The 13,338-nt window shown below is 40.2% G+C and carries 12 protein-coding genes; 5 read left to right on the forward strand and 7 right to left on the reverse strand.

Going from position 1 to position 13,338, the window contains the following annotated elements; genetic code table 11:
• Nucleotides 1-153: 153 nt before the first annotated feature.
• The 7 genes from pyrF to PREBIDRAFT_RS10545 all read right to left on the reverse strand — a co-directional run bounded on the left by pyrF (nucleotide 154) and on the right by PREBIDRAFT_RS10545 (nucleotide 7,013).
• Entirely contained in the window at nucleotides 154-978 is an 825-nt protein-coding gene (pyrF, locus tag PREBIDRAFT_RS10515; protein ID WP_004337621.1) for an orotidine-5'-phosphate decarboxylase, read from the reverse strand.
• Between the two features lie 40 nt (nucleotides 979-1,018).
• Nucleotides 1,019-2,131: a peptide chain release factor 1 gene (prfA, locus tag PREBIDRAFT_RS10520; RefSeq protein ID WP_004337622.1), complete on the reverse strand. Its 1,113-nt coding sequence runs from the start codon at nucleotides 2,129-2,131 to the stop codon at nucleotides 1,019-1,021.
• A gap of 59 nt (nucleotides 2,132-2,190) precedes the next feature.
• Nucleotides 2,191-3,354 carry an AIR synthase-related protein gene (locus PREBIDRAFT_RS10525; protein WP_004339898.1) on the reverse strand — a complete coding sequence of 388 codons (1,164 nt, stop codon included), beginning with the start codon at nucleotides 3,352-3,354 and terminating at the stop codon, nucleotides 2,191-2,193.
• A gap of 44 nt (nucleotides 3,355-3,398) precedes the next feature.
• A complete protein-coding gene (locus tag PREBIDRAFT_RS10530) occupies nucleotides 3,399-4,148 on the reverse strand; it encodes a shikimate dehydrogenase family protein (RefSeq protein ID WP_004337624.1) in 750 nt (249 codons plus the stop codon).
• Nucleotides 4,149-4,172: 24 nt separating this feature from the next.
• Nucleotides 4,173-4,907, reverse strand: coding sequence for a bifunctional demethylmenaquinone methyltransferase/2-methoxy-6-polyprenyl-1,4-benzoquinol methylase UbiE (ubiE, locus tag PREBIDRAFT_RS10535; RefSeq protein WP_004337625.1), 735 nt, complete (start codon nucleotides 4,905-4,907; stop codon nucleotides 4,173-4,175).
• Nucleotides 4,908-5,015: 108 nt separating this feature from the next.
• Nucleotides 5,016-5,966 carry a phosphoribosylaminoimidazolesuccinocarboxamide synthase gene (locus PREBIDRAFT_RS10540; RefSeq protein WP_036861076.1) on the reverse strand — a complete coding sequence of 317 codons (951 nt, stop codon included), beginning with the start codon at nucleotides 5,964-5,966 and terminating at the stop codon, nucleotides 5,016-5,018.
• Between the two features lie 93 nt (nucleotides 5,967-6,059).
• Nucleotides 6,060-7,013 carry a PhoH family protein gene (locus PREBIDRAFT_RS10545; RefSeq protein ID WP_004337627.1) on the reverse strand — a complete coding sequence of 318 codons (954 nt, stop codon included), beginning with the start codon at nucleotides 7,011-7,013 and terminating at the stop codon, nucleotides 6,060-6,062.
• Nucleotides 7,014-7,125: 112 nt separating this feature from the next.
• Here PREBIDRAFT_RS10545 and PREBIDRAFT_RS10550 point away from each other — a divergent pair, with 112 nt between their 5' ends.
• The 5 genes from PREBIDRAFT_RS10550 to gltA all read left to right on the forward strand — a co-directional run bounded on the left by PREBIDRAFT_RS10550 (nucleotide 7,126) and on the right by gltA (nucleotide 13,209).
• Entirely contained in the window at nucleotides 7,126-7,950 is an 825-nt protein-coding gene (locus PREBIDRAFT_RS10550; RefSeq protein WP_004337628.1) for a DUF5715 family protein, read from the forward strand.
• Between the two features lie 743 nt (nucleotides 7,951-8,693).
• On the forward strand, nucleotides 8,694-9,011 hold the full coding sequence (gene rplU / locus PREBIDRAFT_RS10555) for a 50S ribosomal protein L21 (RefSeq protein ID WP_004337629.1): 318 nt from the start codon (nucleotides 8,694-8,696) through the stop codon (nucleotides 9,009-9,011).
• 19 nt (nucleotides 9,012-9,030) lie between these two features.
• Nucleotides 9,031-9,321 carry a 50S ribosomal protein L27 gene (gene rpmA / locus PREBIDRAFT_RS10560; protein WP_004337630.1) on the forward strand — a complete coding sequence of 97 codons (291 nt, stop codon included), beginning with the start codon at nucleotides 9,031-9,033 and terminating at the stop codon, nucleotides 9,319-9,321.
• Between the two features lie 191 nt (nucleotides 9,322-9,512).
• A complete protein-coding gene (gene serS / locus PREBIDRAFT_RS10565) occupies nucleotides 9,513-10,802 on the forward strand; it encodes a serine--tRNA ligase (protein ID WP_004337631.1) in 1,290 nt (429 codons plus the stop codon).
• A gap of 100 nt (nucleotides 10,803-10,902) precedes the next feature.
• Nucleotides 10,903-13,209, forward strand: coding sequence for an NADPH-dependent glutamate synthase (gene gltA, locus PREBIDRAFT_RS10570; RefSeq protein ID WP_004337632.1), 2,307 nt, complete (start codon nucleotides 10,903-10,905; stop codon nucleotides 13,207-13,209).
• Nucleotides 13,210-13,338: the final 129 nt, after the last annotated feature.

Below are 13,338 nucleotides of genomic sequence, written 5' to 3' on the forward strand. Positions count from 1 at the left end.
TGCAAGTTTTAAGTGGAAAGGGTGGAGATCTTTTGCATGAAGGCTCAATGTGTTTAACTGAAAAGCTCAAGGACTTTCAGGAAGAAGATCAAGGAATTTTGAAAAAAAATCTATACTCCAGAACTATTTTTCTCAAGTATAGATTTTATTTTGTTATGCGAGCTTCTCTAGCTCTAGTGCCATTTCTTGTTGCATCTCGTGTGCTTTTTCACCTGCTACTTTAGCATAGTTTTCGGTGTTATCGGCATAGATAATGCCACGCGAAGAGTTTACCAATAAGCCACATTCTTTGATAATACCATATTTGCATACTTCAGAAAGGCTTCCTCCTTGCGCGCCAACACCTGGAACTAGCAAGAAATGATTAGGAACAAGTTTACGAATATCCTTAAACATTGCTCCTTGCGTTGCCCCCACTACATACATCATATTTCTTTCATTGCCCCATTCTTGCGTTTTCATTAATACCTTTTCGAATAAACGTTCTTGATTTTTATTCTCGAATAATTGAAAATCCTGACTACCTTTGTTAGAGGTAAGGGCTAGCACGATAGTCCATTTTCCTTCATATTCTAAGAAAGGCTTAATAGAGTCTTCGCCCATGTAGGGAGCAACGGTAAGTGAGTCAATGTCGTATTCTTCAAAGAAGGTACGTGCATACATGCTCGAAGTATTACCAATATCGCCACGCTTTGCATCGGCAATAATGAAGTGATGAGGATAAGATACCTTTAGATATTTCACTGTTTTCTCAAATGCTAACATACCCTTTATACCTAAGCTCTCATAGAAAGCCAAGTTTGGTTTGTATGCTACACAATAGGGTGCAGTAGCATCAATGATAGCTTTGTTGAACGCAAAGATAGGATCTTCCTCGTTTGCTAAGCAAGTAGGGAGTTTTCTGATGTCTGTATCTAGCCCTACACATAAGAAAGTTTTCTTCTTAAAGATTTGCTCTACTAGTTGTTCTCTAGTCATATCTCTATTTCGTATTTAAGATAAATATTAAAGAAAGCCTTTATAGATCGGCCTCCTTCATCTTTTCTGCATTCTCTGCCACGGTAAGGGCATCGATCATTTCTTGAATATTACCATTCATAAAACCAGGAAGATCGTGGGTGGTATAGCCAATACGATGATCGGTAACACGACCTTGAGGATAGTTGTAAGTACGTATCTTTGCCGAACGGTCGCCCGTTGATACCAAACTCTTACGGCGATTAGCAATGTCATCTACATACTTCTGATGCTCACGGTCGTAAATAAATGTGCGCAAACGTGATAATGCACGCTCCTTATTCTTAGGTTGATCGCGTGTTTCGGTACACTCTATTAGTATTTCCTCCACTTCTCCCGTATTAGGGTTCTTCCAAGGATAACGTAAACGCACACCCGATTCTACCTTGTTTACATTCTGACCACCTGCACCACTCGAACGGAAGGTATCCCACTTAATATCGCCTTCGTTAATGTTTACTTCAAACCTGTCGGCTTCGGGCAATACCGCTACTGTTGCAGCCGATGTTTGCATACGTCCTTGTGTATCTGTAGAAGGCACGCGCTGAACACGATGCACCCCTGACTCATACTTCAAAATGCCATAAACGCCATCACCAGACACTGCAAAGTCGATTTCTTTAAATCCACCTACAGCACCCTCGTTCACATCAGTAACCGATAATGTCCAGCCCTTTTTATCGCAAAAACGCTTGTACATATTAAAGATGTCGCCAGCAAAGAGTGCTGCTTCGTCTCCACCCGTACCAGCACGCACCTCCATTTGAACATTCTTTGCATCTTCAGGATCTTTTGGTACCAGCAAAATCTTAATTTCTTCCTCAAGCTTTGGTTGTAGTGTTTCGTTCTCGCTCAGCTCCTCTCGAGCCATTTCCTTCATATCGGGATCACTCTCGTTAGCAAGAATATCCTTAGCTTCTTTGATAGTAGAAAGGCAAGCTATATAACGCTTACGCGCGTCCATAATGTCGCCTAGATCCTTGTATTCGCGAGTAAGTTTTACATATCTAGCTTGATCGCCGATAACATCGGGGTCGGTAATAAGTGTAGAAACTTCTTCAAATCGTGCTTCTAGGCCATCTAGTTTGTCTAAAATGCTATTATTCTCTGGCATATATTTTTTCTTTTAATGAGCAATAATGTGCGCTTTACGGCACTTATAAACGCATAATCTTAATAATTAAATTCTCCAAATTCTGATTTAATGGTAAGACGCTTCTTCCCTTCTTCAATATGTCCTATCACCTGTGCATCAATGTTAAACGACTTGCTTATAGCAATGATGCTCTCGGCTAGTTCTGGGCGAACGTATATTTCCATTCTGTGTCCCATATTGAATACTTGATACATTTCTTTCCAATCAGTACCACTACATTCTTTAATGGCTCTGAACAAAGGAGGAATTGGGAACATATTATCCTTTACTACCTTACAATTCTCACCCACAAAGTGGAGTACCTTTGTTTGAGCGCCACCAGTACAATGTACCATACCGTGAATTTCCGAACGATGCTCGTCTAATATCTTTTTAATAACAGGAGCGTAGGTTCTTGTAGGTGAAAGCACGAGCATTCCCGCATTTACGGGGCTTCCTTCCACCTCTTCGGTTAGCCTATACTTGCCACTATATACTAACTCTTCTGGTACAGCATGATCATAGCTTTCAGGATAATTTTCGGCAAGATACTTAGCAAATACATCATGGCGAGCACTTGTTAAACCATTGCTGCCCATACCACCATTATATCTGTCTTCGTATGTGGCTTGCCCCGTAGAGCTCAATCCTACTATAACATCTCCCGGACAAATATTTGCATTGTCAATAACATCGGCACGTTTCATACGACAAGTAACGGTAGAGTCTACGATAATGGTACGTACTAAGTCGCCCACATCAGCGGTTTCGCCTCCAGTGGGATAGATACCAATTCCCATTTCGCGCATACTTGCCAAAAGATCATCAGTACCATTGATAATGGCAGAAATAACCTCACCCGGGATAAGCATCTTATTGCGTCCAATGGTAGAAGATACTAGAATATTATCCACCGCACCTACGCAAAGCAAGTCGTCGGTGTTCATTACGATCGCATCTTGTGCAATACCTTTCCATACGCTAATATCTCCTGTTTCTTTCCAATACATATAAGCCAATGCCGACTTTGTACCTGCGCCATCGGCGTGCATAATGTTGCAATATTCAGGATCACCTCCTAGTACATCGGGGATAATTTTACAAAAAGCTTGTGGGTATAATCCTTTATCAATATTTTTGATAGCGTTATGCACATCTTCTTTTGCGGCACTTACGCCTCGCATCATGTATCTATTGTCCATGTCTTTTTTATTATCTATGATATTTTTAAAAGCACTTTCTCTTTTTATTCTTTACCATGCCAAAACTCCCAACTGGCAAAAGCTTGAAGTAAAAGCATCTCAAGTCCATTCTTTACCGTAGCCCCTTGCGCTGCTCCTTTTTTCATAAAGAGCGTTTGATCGGGGTTATAGATAAGGTCGTAAAGAATGGTTTTAGTGTTCATTGCCTCGTAAGGGAGCTTAGGGCATGTTTCTACATTAGGATACATGCCTAGTGGAGTGCAATTCACAATGACATTATAGTCTTTGATGATTTCGGGGGTTATCTTTTCGTATGAAATTTCTTCTAACATTGGCTTTCTCGATACGAGTTTCGTATCTAACCCTAACGACTTCAATCCATAGTTGATGGCTTTTGCTGCACCCCCTGTACCCAGTACAAGTGCTTTCTTATGCCAGTGGGGCATGAGTAGCGGTTCAATGCTTTGTGTAAATCCAATCACATCACTATTAAATCCCTTCAATATGGTTTTATGACCTTTGCGTGTTATGCGTATCACGTTCACAGCACCAATGGCTTTGGCTTCAGGACTTATTTCGTCAAGATAGGGTATTATTTGTTCTTTGTAGGGTATAGTAACATTGAGACCTTTTAACTCGGGGTTGAGTGCTAAAATCTCTGTAAGGTCTTCTATTGAAGGGATTTCAAAGTTGATATACTTTGCGTTAATTCCTTCGTTTTGAAATTTCTCGTTAAAGTACCCAATAGAGAAAGAATGCCCTAATGGATAGCCAATAAGTCCATATTTATCCATATTTTGCGTTGTTTCGTGTGAATATTATTTCTCAGCTAAATACATGGTGCAAATGCCAAAGGTAAGTCGTTTAAAGGAAGCTTTACTAAACCCTGCTTTTTTAAATATTTGCATCATTTCTTCTCCTTGTGGAAAAGCTTCTATGGTTTTGTTTAAATATTCGTAAGCACTCTTATCCTTCGAGATAATACGCCCGTATGTGGGCAATATGGTGCTAGAATAAATACGAAAGAGTTGCTTCATAGGGAATGACACAGGTGTAGTTAGTTCCACTATACTCAAGTGTCCCCCCTTTTTAAGTACACGACATATTTCCGACAACCCCTTATCCAAGCTTTGGAAATTGCGGATACCGAAGGCAGCCGTTACCGCATCGAAGGCATTATCCTCGAAAGTAAGGTTCAGACAATCTTCTTTCTGAAAGGCAATTACCTCTGAAAGCCCCTCTTGCTTTACCTTCTCGCGCCCAATAGCCATCATACCCTCTGAAATGTCAGCACCAATAAGACTTGTAGGTTTTAGCATTTTAGCCGAGAGGATGGCAAAATCGCCCGTACCCGTGGCAATGTCTAATATGCGCTGAGGTTTATAAGGTGCTATTTGTGCAATAGCTTTACGCCGCCATCCCTTATCAATATCCCACGAAAGATGGTGGTTGAGCTTATCATAGGTTGGGGCAATGTTATCAAACATTGTCTCCACGAGTTTTGCTTTGTCACCATTGCCATCGTAAGGCTTTATCTTCTCTTGTTCGTACACTCTTTTAAAATATTTCTTTGTATATATTATAATATATAATGGTAGAGTCTCATAAGGAGGGATATTATTCCTTACCTTATGAGACTTTTATGTTTTATTCTACAAATGCTACTTGCGTTCAGCCAAGTATGCCTTTACGTTTTTCTCTATGCGTTCTGCAATATCGCCATCGTATTCCTTCTTCTCGAAGTTTTCGCCTGTGATATGCTCGTATAGTTCTATATAACGATCACTCACCGTTTCTGCATATTCGTCGGTAATCTCTGGTATTACTTGTCCTGGTTCGTTCATAAAGTTGTGTTCGATAAGCCACTGGCGCACAAATTCCTTTGATAGTTGGCGTTGAGGCTCACCCTTTTCAAACTTCTCTTCATAGCCTTCTGCATAGAAATAACGGCTAGAGTCAGGAGTATGGATCTCGTCGATGAGGTAGCACTGACCATCGCGCTTGCCAAATTCGTATTTTGTATCTACCAAGATCAAACCTTGCTTAGCTGCAATTTCTTGTCCACGTGCAAAGATTTTTCTTGTCCAATCTTCTATAATGTTATAATCTTCCTCTGAAACAATGCCTTGTGCAATGATTTCTTCGCGAGAAATATTCAAGTCATGACCCTCATCGGCTTTTGTTGTAGGGGTGATAATGGGTTCTGGGAAACGCTCGTTCTCACGCATACCATCAGGAAGCTTCACACCACATATCTCGCGGCATCCCTTTTGATACTCTCTCCAAGCCGAACCTGTAAGGATAGAGCGGATAATCATTTCTACGCGGAAACCTTCACACTTCAAACCTACTGTAACCATAGGGTCAGGAGTAGCTAACTTCCAATTAGGGCAGATGTCTGTAGTTTGATCCAAAAACTTAGCTGCAATTTGGTTTAATACTTGTCCTTTAAAGGGAATACCCTTTGGTAATACCACATCGAAGGCAGAGATACGGTCGGTTGCCACCATTACGATTAAGTCGTCATTGATGTTGTAAACATCGCGAACTTTGCCATGATAAACGCTCTTTTGTCCTTCGAAGTTGAAGTTGGTTTGTGTTAATGCTTTCATTTCTGTGCAATTAAAATGTTTGGCGTGTTCTTTATTAAAAAGTTTCACACCATGGGTTGTTTTGTTGTTTTTATATAAAATGCGAAGTTTTTTTTATTTCTTCGCGGCTTTATCTTTATCGTATGCTTCGTAGGCATTTACGATGCGTGTTACCAGCTTGTGGCGCACGATGTCTTTAGCCTCTAGCTCTATTACGCTAATCCCCTCGGTATGTCCAAGAATGCTCAATGCTTCCCGAAGCCCACTTTTTTGCTCACGTGGCAAATCAATCTGTGTCATATCTCCTGTGATGATCATCTTCGAGTTCCATCCCATTCTTGTGAGAAACATTCTTATTTGGGCAGGAGTGGTGTTTTGCGCCTCGTCCAATATCACAATAGCATCGCTCAGCGTTCTACCTCGCATAAAGGCTAGCGGAGCTATTTGTATAATGCGCTTGTCCAGCATGTCCTGAAGCTTTGTGGCAGGGATCATATCTTCTAGTGCATCGTATAAGGGCTGTAGATAAGGGTCGATCTTATCCTTCATGTCGCCGGGCAAGAAACCTAACTTTTCCCCTGCTTCCACCGCTGGGCGTGAGAGGATAATCTTCTTTACCGTTTTCTCTTTCAGAGCTTTCACGGCAAGGGCTATACTTAGATAAGTTTTACCCGTACCAGCAGGACCTACAGCAAACATCATATCGCTTTTTTCAAAAGCATCGATCAATGCTTGTTGGTTAGCCGAACGTCCTTTGATAGGACGCCCTGTTACCGAATAAACCAAAACATCCTTGACAGCATCGGCTTTGGTTTGTTTGCCTTTAATGATGTCAAGGATGTCTTCAGAGGAAAGCGTGTTATATTTTACAACATGCTGGCGAATACGCTCAATGCTTTCCTCTATCTTTGCCATTTCTTCCTCATCGCCTAGAACGCGAATCACATTATCGCGCGCCACAATACGTAGTTTTGGGAAGAGCGATTTTATCATGAGCAGGTGTTCGTTGCCTACTCCATAGAAAGTAACAGGGTCTATATCCTCTAAGATAATATGCTTCTCTATCAAGTCGATATGCTTTATTTTTATGCAAGGGCAAAGTTACTACAAAATCCTTATACTAGCAAATAATTCTTAATTCTTAATTTCCTTTTTATCAATTCTTATTACCTTTGCGTTTATGAAGAAAATATCAAATAATCTAAAGAATCGTTTTCTTCTTGGATTTTTTGCCATTACGATGCTTTTAGCACTCGTGCGCCTCGTGTTTCCATCGGTAGCAAAAGGGAATGATCCCTACCAAGCTGCTATATCCATGAATAGCGATTCTGCATCACATACTACGCTTCTCACTCCTCGAAAGGGAAAGCCCTCAAAGGCTAGTTCTGTGCGTGCTAGTAGTGTAGATGCCTCCGAAGTACCCTCTGCATTCTTCAATGCCGACGGCTCTGTAGTAAAGCATAAGATAATAGGCGTGCCTGATTATGAAACGAGCTTCCCCGATATGAACGATGTTCAGCTTCTATCGGCTAAGCAAAATGGTGTAAGCCCTGTGCAAAATCGTGTCGAAGCTGAACATCGTAAGCAAGAACTCGTTTTTGTGGGTTATAATCCCTATTACGAGGTGAAGAAACTTTATAACAGTATTCCCTATCTAGTGCCTACAGCTTCGGTACTTTTACAAGAGATAGGGCGTAGCTTTATGGACTCGCTCCAGCTTAAAGGCATTCCTGCTAATAAAATTCTCGTAACCTCTGTGCTTCGTACAAAGGAGGACATCGCCAAGCTTCGTTCCTTTAATCGCAACGCTTCTGAGAATAGTTGCCACCAATATGGCACCACCTTCGACATAGCCTACAATAAATATTACGCCCTAACTCGCCCTGTTCGCGATGATACCCTCAAGTGGGTATTAGCCGAAGTTCTCAACACGCTTCGCTCCCAAAAGCGTTGTTACGTAAAGCACGAGCGTCATCAAGGGTGCTTTCATATTACGGTGAGGTAGGTTTTTGTGGGTGAAAAAACATTACATAAATTCTTGTTTTATTACATTTTATTTTATTCTTTTAGCTGTTAAAAAGGATAAAAATAAAGATATTGAGGTAAAAGGTTACCTTTTGCAAAGTAAAATATGATGTATTGTGCATCGAAAGGTACTCTTTAATGGGGTAAAAGGTGCTGAATAGTTCGTTTGCTCTTGTCTTTTTTATGAATAAAAATCCTAATTTACAGGATGAAAAGGCAGGGAAACTGTATTGTTTTACAAAAAATCGCCTATATCATATTTTTTTGTGAAATAGCAATAGGTTAAAAATATGGATAATTGCTAAGAATTAACAGTAATTTAACATATCTAGGTGGGTTGTAAATGGCTTAATGATTTGAAGATTAGATGTTTTTAGATTTTTCTCTTTCTTTTTTCTTTATAAGTGCGTTTTTATACGTATTTCTGTATGATAAAAATCCTGTATATTGATAGCAGCTTAGAAGTGGTGAGTTTAAATCGGAAAAAATGAGGGCTTCTTATGATCGTATCTTTACAAGTAGATACATATCAGAATACGCTAAAAGTATATCAGAGGTTTAGTTGCGTTAATTTATTATAAATAAGAAAGAAAAGGAATGTGGTATGGTTGTAAACCACAATGTTTTTGTAACTTTGCAACCAATTATGCCGTATGGGCTCGTATAAGTGCTGGAAAGATGCTCAGCCGCCTAGCGGTGAAACCCGTTTACAATAATATAATAATGTACGCAATTGTAGAAATTAACGGTCAGCAGTTTAAGGCAGAAGAGGGTATGAAGCTCTTCGTTAACCACATCAAAGACGTGGAAGCTGGTAATACTGTTGAGTTTGACAAGGTGTTGTTGATTGACAACGACGGTAATGTCACAGTAGGTGCGCCAACTGTAAGTGGTGCTAAAGTAGTAGCTGAGGTAGTTAATCCTTTAGTAAAGGGCGACAAGGTCATCGTTTTCAAGATGAAGCGTCGTAAGGACTGCAGAAAAAAGAACGGTCATCGTACCCAGTTCACTCAGGTAGAAATTAAATCTATTAACGCTTAAAAAGAGGAGGATTTTAGAAATGGCTCATAAAAAAGGTGTCGGTAGTTCTAAGAACGGTCGTGAATCGGCTTCACAACGTTTAGGTGTTAAGATCTGGGGTGGTCAGAAAATCATAGCAGGCAACATCATTGTTCGTCAGCGTGGTAATCGTCACTATCCAGGTGAAGGTGTTGCACAAGGTAAGGACGATACATTGTACGCGCTTACTGACGGTGTTGTTTACTTCCACAAGGGAAAGTTTAACAAGAGTACTGTCTCTGTACTTTCTGAGGAAGTTTACGCTGCTAAGACTGCAAAGCCTGAAGCTTAAACAATAATAACAACAACTATTCCAAACAAACAACATAATCCCATTCTCTCAAGCGAGAGAATGGGATTTATGCATCTATAAATAGGGATATAGTAATAAGACTCTTTTTAGGAATATAAGTAATATAGGTAGTAATAAAAATATTTTTTGTATCTTTGCTCTCACATAGTAAAATTATAAAAAAGATATTTATGCTTACATTAAAGCTCATCAGTGAAGAAACTGAACGCGTAGTAAAAGGTCTTGAGAAGAAGCACTTTTCAGGAGCGCGTGAGGCTGTAGAAAAAGTTTTAAGTTTCGACCTTCAACGCCGTGAGGCACAGCAAAAGCTTGATAATAACAAGCAACAGCAAAATCAATTGTCTAAGCAAATAGGTGGCTTGATGAAGGAGGGGAAAAAGGCTGAAGCTGAAGATATAAAGAATAAGGTGGCAGAACTAAAGGCTTTAGACAAGTCTTTACAGGAAGAGATGGACAGAGCCCAACAAGATATGACCGAAGTGTTGCTCACCATTCCTAACATTGCCAACGACGATGTTCCTGAAGGTAAAGATGCTAGTAGTAACATCGTTATAAAAGAAGGTGGCGAAAAGCCTACACTTCCTGCCGATGCGCTTTGCCATTGGGATATTTGCAAGAAGTATAATTTGATCGACTTTGAGTTGGGTGTTAAGATTACAGGTGCTGGCTTTCCTATCTATATTGGAAAGATGGCTCGCTTACAACGTGCGTTAGAAGCATTTTTCTTGGACGAAGCACGCAAGAGCGGATACCTCGAGGTGCAACCTCCATTGGTGGTAAACACAGCATCAGGCTTGGGTACAGGTCAGCTTCCTGATAAAGAGGGACAAATGTATCATGCAACGGTAGATGATCTCTATTTGATCCCTACGGCAGAAGTGCCTGTTACCAATATCTTCCGTGATGAAATCCTCGACGAAAAAGATTTGCCTATTAAGCGTTGTGCTTACTCGGCTTGTTTCCGTCGTGAGGCTGGAAGCTATGGTAAGGATGTGCGCGGACTCAATCGTTTACACCAATTTGATAAAGTAGAAATAGTACGTATTGATAAGCCTGAACACTCTTACGACTCGCTCAAGGAAATGCTAGACCATGTAGAAGGCTTGCTAAAGAAGCTAGAACTTCCTTACCACATTCTGAAACTATGTGGTGGAGACATGAGCTTTACATCGGCTATCTGCTACGACTTTGAAGTATGGAGTGCAGCTCAAGAACGTTGGCTAGAAGTAAGTTCGGTAAGCAATTTTGAAAGTTATCAAGCTAATCGCTTGCATTGTCGTTATCGTCATACAGAAGATAAAAAGATAGAACTATGTCATACCTTGAATGGATCGGCATTGGCATTACCACGTATCGTGGCTGCTATCATTGAAAATAATCAAACTCCAGAAGGCGTAAGAGTGCCGAAAGCCCTAGTGCCTTACTGTGGTTTCGAGGTTCTTGATGATAAGAACTTCTAAAATACTATAAAATTCTTCTTACTGTTCTAGGGGAATAGTGAGAAGATTTTTTTTTTTTGAATATTACGAACCAAAAACAAAATAAAAACCTTACACATCTATGAACAAAATTCTGAGTAAGAATCGACTAACAGATCAAGTTTTCAGCATTGAAGTGGAAGCACCACTTATTGCGCGTAGTTACAAAGCTGGTAATTTTGTTATTATCCGTGTTGAGGATAAAAGCCAACGATTGCCGCTTACTGTTACAAAAGTAAATCCAGAGAGAGGCTCAGTTACCGTTGTGGTAAAAGCAAGTAATCCCTCAAATGCTAGATTAGCTAAATTATCGGTGGGAGACGCTATTGCCGACATCGTAGGACCACTAGGCTCGCCTGCTAAAGTGGAAAGTTTTGGTACAGTACTTTTTGTTTGTAACAAGCTCGGATCGGCAACAGCTTTGCCTATAATGAAAGCTTTAAAGCAAGCTAATAATAGGGTTCTTGCTCTTTTGTCGGCAGAAAGAGAAGAGAAAATATTGATGCTTGAGGATATTCGAAAGCAGGTGGATGTAGTGCTTAATGTTGGTGCCGATTATCAAGAAGTAACCGACTCCTTGGAGACAATTTTTAAGCAAGGAAAGGTGGATAAGATTATTGCGTTAGGTTCACAAAAACTGATGCAACAAACGGCAAAGTTTTCTATCAAGTATCAAGTTCCTTATGAGGTATACCTCAATACAATTATGGTAGATGGCGCAGGAATGTGCGGTGCTTGCCGAATAACAATAGCAGGTAAAATACGATTTGCCTGCATTGACGGTCCATGGTTTGATGGTTGTATGATCAATTGGGAAGAGCTTATCCAGCGCACGAGTGAGATTAAGGCTTCAAAATTGAATGAGAAGAAGAGTAAACATACTATCACTAATAAAAAAGCTCCTCAGATTGTAAAGTGTGATGATACTTTAGAAGAACTCTCTGCTCGTGGAACAAAATGGCGAGACGAACTTAGAAAACAAATGAAGTCAAAGGAACGCATGACTTTACAGCATGTGCCTATACCTACGCTTGATCCTACTTATCGTGCTACCACTCGTATGGAGGAAGTAACAAAGGGCTATACCTTAGAAATGGCAATTGAAGAAGCACATCGTTGTTTGGATTGTGGTAATCCGTCATGTGTAAAAGGATGCCCTGTAAATAATGATATTCCAGCCTTTATAAAAAATATAGAACGTGGAAATATCATTGGAGCGTATAAAGTGTTGAAGAATACAACTTCTTTGCCTGCTATTTGTGGTCGTGTGTGTCCTCATGAAAAGCAGTGTGAGGGAAATTGTATTCATAATAAAATGAATAGTAAACCTGTGGGTATTGGAGGATTGGAGCAGTTTGTTGCCGATCATATTCGTGAAAATAATATCCAATTGGCAACGCCCACAGTAACCATGAATAATATTAAGGTAGCTGTAGTGGGGTCGGGTCCTGCTGGATTGAGTTTTGCGGGCGAAATGGCAAAGAAAGGTTTTTCGGTCTTTGTCTTTGAGGCTTTACACGAGTTGGGTGGAGTCTTAAAATATGGTATTCCAGAGTTCCGTCTTCCTAATAAGATAGTAGATACAGAAATCGCTTATTTGAAAAAGTTAGGTGTTCATTTTCTTACAGATGTTATCATCGGTAAAACACTTACAGTAGAGCGATTGAAGCGACGTGGCTTTAAAGGTATTTTCGTGGCTAGTGGTGCTGGTGTACCCAATTTTATGAATATTCCGGGAGAGAATGCTATCAATGTATTGTCGAGTAATGAGCTTCTCACGCGCTTAAATCTTATGGATGCTACCAATCCTGACGCAGAAACCCCTATCTATGTGGGCAAGAAAGTAATAGTAGTGGGTGGTGGTAATACGGCTATGGACGCATGTCGTATGGCAAAACGCTTAGGTGGAGATGTTACTGTGGTATATCGCCGTTCAGAGTTAGAAATGCCTGCAGGTAGAATTGAAGTTATTCAAGCTCAAGAAGAGGGCATAAAGCTGCTAACGCTTCATAATCCAAAGGAATATATAATGGATGCTGAAGGTAAGGTTATTAAAGCTGTATTAGATGTAATGGAGCTTGGCGAACCCGATGAGAGTGGACGTCGCTCGCCAAAGAAGACGGGTAGGGAGATCACGATTGATTGTGATCAGGTTATTGTAGCCGTCGGAACATCGCCTAATCCATTAGTACCAAGATCTATTGAAGGCTTAAAGTTGGGTTGGAAAGATACGATCGCAGTAAATGAAAAAATGCAAAGTTCGTTCCCAGAGATATATGCTGGAGGAGATATTGTAAATGGTCCTGCTACGGTAGTATTATCGATGGGCGATGGAAGAAAAGCTGCTAAAGCTATGGCTGATCAATTAAGCAAACAATATATATTGTAAAGTTAATATATAAACGCTTCGGATAAGGTCTTTCCTTTTTCGAAGCGTTTTTGTTTACAGTATATTGTTGCTTTATTCAATAAAAATTCTTATCTTTGTAAAAGGATAGGTTGCACTTGAGATATTGCA

Origin of the sequence: Prevotella bivia DSM 20514 (genome assembly GCF_000262545.1) — a bacterium.
Taxonomy (GTDB): Bacteria; Bacteroidota; Bacteroidia; order Bacteroidales; family Bacteroidaceae; genus Prevotella; species Prevotella bivia.

Excerpts from the sequence above, each read along its gene's own strand:
- rpmA (WP_004337630.1), top strand. The coding sequence starts at position 9,031 with ATGGCTCATAAAAAAGGTGTCGGTAGTTCTAAGAACGGTCGTGAATCG.
- pyrF (WP_004337621.1), bottom strand. The coding sequence starts at position 978 with ATGACTAGAGAACAACTAGTAGAGCAAATCTTTAAGAAGAAAACTTTC.
- serS (WP_004337631.1), top strand. The coding sequence starts at position 9,513 with ATGCTTACATTAAAGCTCATCAGTGAAGAAACTGAACGCGTAGTAAAA.
- PREBIDRAFT_RS10550 (WP_004337628.1), top strand. The coding sequence starts at position 7,126 with ATGAAGAAAATATCAAATAATCTAAAGAATCGTTTTCTTCTTGGATTT.
- PREBIDRAFT_RS10525 (WP_004339898.1), bottom strand. The coding sequence starts at position 3,354 with ATGGACAATAGATACATGATGCGAGGCGTAAGTGCCGCAAAAGAAGAT.
- prfA (WP_004337622.1), bottom strand. The coding sequence starts at position 2,131 with ATGCCAGAGAATAATAGCATTTTAGACAAACTAGATGGCCTAGAAGCA.
- rplU (WP_004337629.1), top strand. The coding sequence starts at position 8,694 with ATGTACGCAATTGTAGAAATTAACGGTCAGCAGTTTAAGGCAGAAGAG.
- PREBIDRAFT_RS10540 (WP_036861076.1), bottom strand. The coding sequence starts at position 5,966 with ATGAAAGCATTAACACAAACCAACTTCAACTTCGAAGGACAAAAGAGC.
- PREBIDRAFT_RS10530 (WP_004337624.1), bottom strand. The coding sequence starts at position 4,148 with ATGGATAAATATGGACTTATTGGCTATCCATTAGGGCATTCTTTCTCT.
- gltA (WP_004337632.1), top strand. The coding sequence starts at position 10,903 with ATGAACAAAATTCTGAGTAAGAATCGACTAACAGATCAAGTTTTCAGC.